At 72.5% G+C, this 4,703-nt stretch carries 3 protein-coding genes; 2 read left to right on the top strand and 1 reads right to left on the bottom strand.

The features are described from left to right. A partial coding sequence (locus tag FKV24_RS08240) for a tetratricopeptide repeat protein (protein WP_141482031.1) occupies positions 1–1,771 on the bottom strand: 1,771 nt, incomplete at its 3' end. 253 nt (positions 1,772–2,024) lie between these two features. Between FKV24_RS08240 and hemA the strand changes: the two genes are divergently transcribed. Further along, positions 2,025–3,305, top strand: a complete 1,281-nt coding sequence (gene hemA / locus FKV24_RS08235; protein ID WP_141482030.1) for a glutamyl-tRNA reductase — start codon at positions 2,025–2,027, stop codon at positions 3,303–3,305. A gap of 60 nt (positions 3,306–3,365) precedes the next feature. After that, the gene (prfA, locus tag FKV24_RS08230; RefSeq protein WP_111267101.1) at positions 3,366–4,451 is read left to right on the top strand and encodes a peptide chain release factor 1; all 1,086 of its coding nucleotides are present in this window, start codon (positions 3,366–3,368) and stop codon (positions 4,449–4,451) included. Positions 4,452–4,703: the final 252 nt, after the last annotated feature.

Raw genomic sequence — 4,703 nt, 5'->3', positions numbered from 1 at the left:
CATCCTGCGCGGCGCCCTCGCCCGCCTCGTCGGCCGGCGCCTCGACCGGCAAGCCGACACTCTCCAGCGCGCGCCGCAACGACCGGTTGTCCGGGTCCAGCGCCCGCGCCTTGTCGAACACGCGGCGGGCCTCCTCGCGCCGCCCCAGCACCCACAGCACTTCGGCCAGGTGGGCGGCGATCTCGGCATCGTCCTGCATCGCGAACGCGCGGCGCAGCTCGATCACCGCCTCCTCGTTGCGACCCAGCCGGTACAACACCCACCCGTAGCTGTCGATGATCGCGGCGTTCTCCGGCTCGGCGGCGCGGGCACGGTTGATTAGCTCCAAGGCCTCCTGGTAGCGCTCGGTGCGGTCGGCCAGGGTGTAGCCCAAGGCATTCAGGGCCGCGGTGCTTTCAGGGTCGATCACCAGGATCTTGCGAAAGTCCGCCTCGGCGCGGGCGATGTCGTCGCGCCGCTCCCACGCCAGCGCACGGGCATAGAGGATGTCCAGCTCGTCCGGGAACGCCGCCAGGCCGCGCGCGAACGCATCCAGCTCACCGGCCGGGTCCTTGTCCTCCTCGCGTAGCGCGGCCTCGAGCAGGTAGGCATCGCGACGGACATCGTCCTCGGCGGCGGCATCGGACTGGATCCCGCGCAGCAGGTCGTAAGCCTCCTGTTTGCGATCGAGCTTGTGCAGCACCGTGCTGGTGCGCAGCCGGGCCTGCCAGCGCGCGGCCCCGCCGGGGACGCCGGCGTACCACTCCAGGGCCTCGTCGTTGCGCTCGAGGAACTCGGCGATCTGGCCGAGCAGCATCCGCCGGCGCGGGTCCGGGCGCCCGGCGTCGCGCCGCAGCTCGTCGTACAGCGCGCCCAGGGCCTGCTTGTCCTCGGCCTGGGCCAGCAGCGAGGCGCGGAACGCGTAGATCTGCTCGCTCTGCGGCCCCTCGGCCAGGGTGCGCTCGGCCCGATGCAGGTCGCCGAGGCGTTCGTACTCGTTGGCCAGGCTCTGCCGCAGCAACGGATCGTCCGCGGCGACCTCGATGCCGTCGAGGACCTCGCGCGCCTGTTCGGGCTTGCCGGCCTCGCGCAGCTGACCGGCATGCAGCAGGGCGACCCGGGGCTCGCCCGGGAAGCGTTCGATCACCCGGGCGACGATGTCCTCGACCACCTCCGGCGCATCCAGGCGCAACGCCAGGCCGCCGAACGCCATCCACGCCTCCAGCACCTGCGGAATGCGGTCGCGGCGGACCAGGTATTCGAGCACCTGCGCGCTCAGGCGCGGGTCGTGGCTGCCTGTGGCCAGGACCCCGAAGGCATGTCGCCAGCCGTCTCGCCCCGGCATCGCCAGCAGTGCCGACAACTGTCGGCGCGCCGCACGCTGGCGGCCCTGGCGCAACGACAGCGCGGCCTCGGACGCCATCAGGCTGCCGGCCTGCTCCGGGTCCTGCTCGCCGCCCAGCTCGCGCCACAGCACCAGCGCCTCGGCGGTCCCGGTGTCGTCCTTGGCCAACAGAGCGATGCGGGTGGCGCGCTCGGCCAGGGCCGGATCGCGGGCATCGCGCGCGGCCTGCAGGTACCAGCCGGCCGCCTCGTCCAGACGCCCGGCCTGCAGCGCGAACTCGGCCGCCAACAGCGGCTCCAGCGCGCGCACCGCCGGATCGTCGCTGGCCGACGGGGGCGCCAGCTCGGGTGCGGGCGGCCCCGAGCCGGCGGCAGGCTCGGCGGCATGCAGCGTCGGCACACCGGTCAGGACCAGGGCAATGGCAAGGGTGACGAGGCTCGGTCGCATCGAATCAGCGGGCTCCCATGGGGTCGGACGGTGGAATTCAGACAGCGGTTTCGGACGGGACGGAACGGGGGCGGCTGCGGCGGACGGGCCGGCCGCGTGAACGAATCCGGCGCTTCGGCGAGCCCAAGCCGTCCGGGCCCGGGTAGAATGTCGGCCTTCGGAAGCCAGCAGCTTATCGCAAGCACCTGAACGGGAAAGCCGACGCGCCCCGGCATTCGATCGCCACGCGCCCGCCCCCGAACGAGAACCGCCCGTGAGTTTGTTCGTCCTCGGCATCAACCATCAGACCGCGCCGGTTTCGCTGCGCGAACGGGTGGCGTTTGCCGGCGACGCGATCGGGCCGGCGCTGGGCGCGGTCCGCGCCCTGCCCGGTGTCCGCGAGGCGGCGCTGCTGTCGACCTGCAACCGCACCGAACTGTATGCGGTCGCCGAGGGCGACGGCAGCGTGCTGGCCGACTGGCTGGCGACCCATCCCGACGATACCGGCGACCTGCACGGCTATCTGTACCGGCACGCCGATGCCGACGCCGTGCGCCATCTGTTCAGGGTCGCGACCGGGCTCGATTCGCTGGTCCTCGGCGAACCGCAGATCCTTGGCCAGGTCAAGGATGCCTGGGCCACCGCGCGCGGCGCCGGCAGCCTCGGCGGTCAGCTCGACCGGTTGTTCCAGCACGCGTTCTCGACCGCCAAGCGCGCCCGCACCCATACCCGGATCGGCACCAACCCGGTGTCGGTCGCGTCGGCCGCGGTGCGACTGGCGCAGGAATCGTTCGCCCGGCTGGAGGATTCCACGGTGCTGCTGATCGGCGCCGGCGAGACCATCGAGCTGGCCGCGCGCCACCTTGCCCAGGCCCGCGCCAAGCGCCTGCTGGTCGCCAACCGCACCCTCGCCCACGCGCAGGAGCTGGCCAGCCGCCACGGCGGCGTCGCGCTGCCGCTGAGCGAACTCGACAAGCACCTGGACGAGGCCGACATCGTGTTGTCGGCCACCGCCGCGCAACAGGCGATCCTGCACCGGCCCCAGGTCGCCGCCGCGCTGGCGCGACGCCGGCACCGACCGATGCTGCTGCTGGACCTGGCGGTGCCGCGCGACATCGCCGCCGAGGTCGCCGAGCTGGCCGATGTCTACCTCTATACCGTCGACGACCTGGAACGCACGATCGAGGACAACCGCCGCGGCCGTCGCGAGGCGGCCGACGAGGCCGAGGCGATCATCGACCTGCAGGTCGCGCGCTACGTCGAGAATCTCGCCGCCAGCACCCGCACCGAGCCGCTCAAGCGGCTGCGTGCGCACGGCGAAGCGGCCAAGGCCGAAGTGCTGGCGCGCGCGCGCCAGCAGCTGGCCGCCGGCGGCGACCCCGACGAACTGCTGGGCTATCTCGCCCATACCCTGACCAACCGGCTGCTGCACGCGCCCACCGTCGCCCTGCGCGAGGCCGCGCTGACCGGCAACGCCGAGCTGGGCCGGGCGGTCGACAAGCTGTTCCCGCAGGACGCGCCCGGCGCGCGGGACGACGAGGAGCGGGAGCGCTAGCGGGCCTGTCGCCCATACTGCGTCTTCCGCTCCCGTCCACTCCCACGCCCGGTCCGTCCCATGCTGGAAACCCTCCGCCGCAAACTCGAAGCCCTGGTCGAACGTCGCGAGGAGCTCGAACGCCTGCTCGCCGACCCCGACGTAATCGGCAACGCCCGGCGCTTCCGCGGACTGTCGCGCGAGTTCGCCCAGCTCGAACCGGTCGCGCTCGCCCTGGCCGAGGAGACGCGCGCCCGCGACGACCTCGCCACCGCCGAGGCGATGCGCGCCGACCCGGAACTGCGCGAGCTGGCCGACGAGGAGATCGCCTCGGCCAACGCGCGGCTGGAGCGGCTCGACCGCGAGCTGCTTTCGCATCTGGTGCCGAAGGACCCGCGCGACGACGGCGACCTGTACCTGGAGGTGCGCGCCGGCACCGGCGGCGACGAGGCCGCGATCTTCGCCGGCGACCTGTTCCGGATGTATTCGCGCTACGCCGAGCGCCAGGGCTGGCGGGTCGAGGTCGAGTCGGCCAACCCCGGCGAGCACGGCGGTTTCAGGGAAGTGATCGCCCGGGTCGAGGGCCAGGGCGCGTACTCGAAGCTGAAGTTCGAATCGGGCACCCACCGCGTGCAGCGGGTGCCGGAGACCGAATCGCAGGGCCGCATCCATACCTCGGCGGCGACGGTGGCGATCATCCCGGTCGAGCCGGAGGGCGAGCCGATCGTGATCAGCCCGGCCGATCTCAAGGTCGACACCTTCCGGTCCAGCGGCGCCGGCGGCCAGCACGTCAACAAGACCGACTCGGCGATCCGCATCACCCACCTGCCCAGCGGCATCGTGGTCGAGAGCCAGACCGAGCGCAGCCAGCATGCCAACCGCGACAAGGCGATGAAGCGGCTGCAGGCGATGCTGGCCGAGGCGCAGGCTGCGCAGGCCGCCGCCGCCCAGGCTGAGACCCGCAAGCTGCAGGTCGGCAGCGGGGACCGCAGCCAGCGCATCCGCACCTACAACTTCCCGCAGGGACGGATCACCGACCATCGCGTCGACGGCCTGACCCTGTACGACCTGCCCAACATCGTCGAGGGCGAGCTCGATGCGCTGATCGAGCGCCTGCAGGCCGAGCACCAGGCCGACGAACTCGCGCGCCTGACCGCTGGTTCCTGAGCCCGCACGCCGCTCCCGCCGCACGCCAGAACCGCAGGAGCGGCGCAAGCCGCGAGCCCCGGGTTCCGGAGGCAGACCCCATCGCGGCTTACGCCGCTCCTACCGGGTCAAGGCGCGTGCCCCAGCCCCCTGAGTCAGGGGGCGATTCGCGCGCAGCGCGAATGGGGGTGTGGCAGCGCAACGGCGGGGCCCGAGGTTTGCGCAGCAAACCTTGGGAGATATCCGGGCGCAGCCGGATATCGTTCCCCCCTG

Source organism: Marilutibacter maris (assembly GCF_006546735.2).
GTDB classification, from domain to species: domain Bacteria; phylum Pseudomonadota; class Gammaproteobacteria; order Xanthomonadales; family Xanthomonadaceae; genus Marilutibacter; species Marilutibacter maris.
This window is presented reverse-complemented; position numbering and strand designations above follow the sequence as displayed.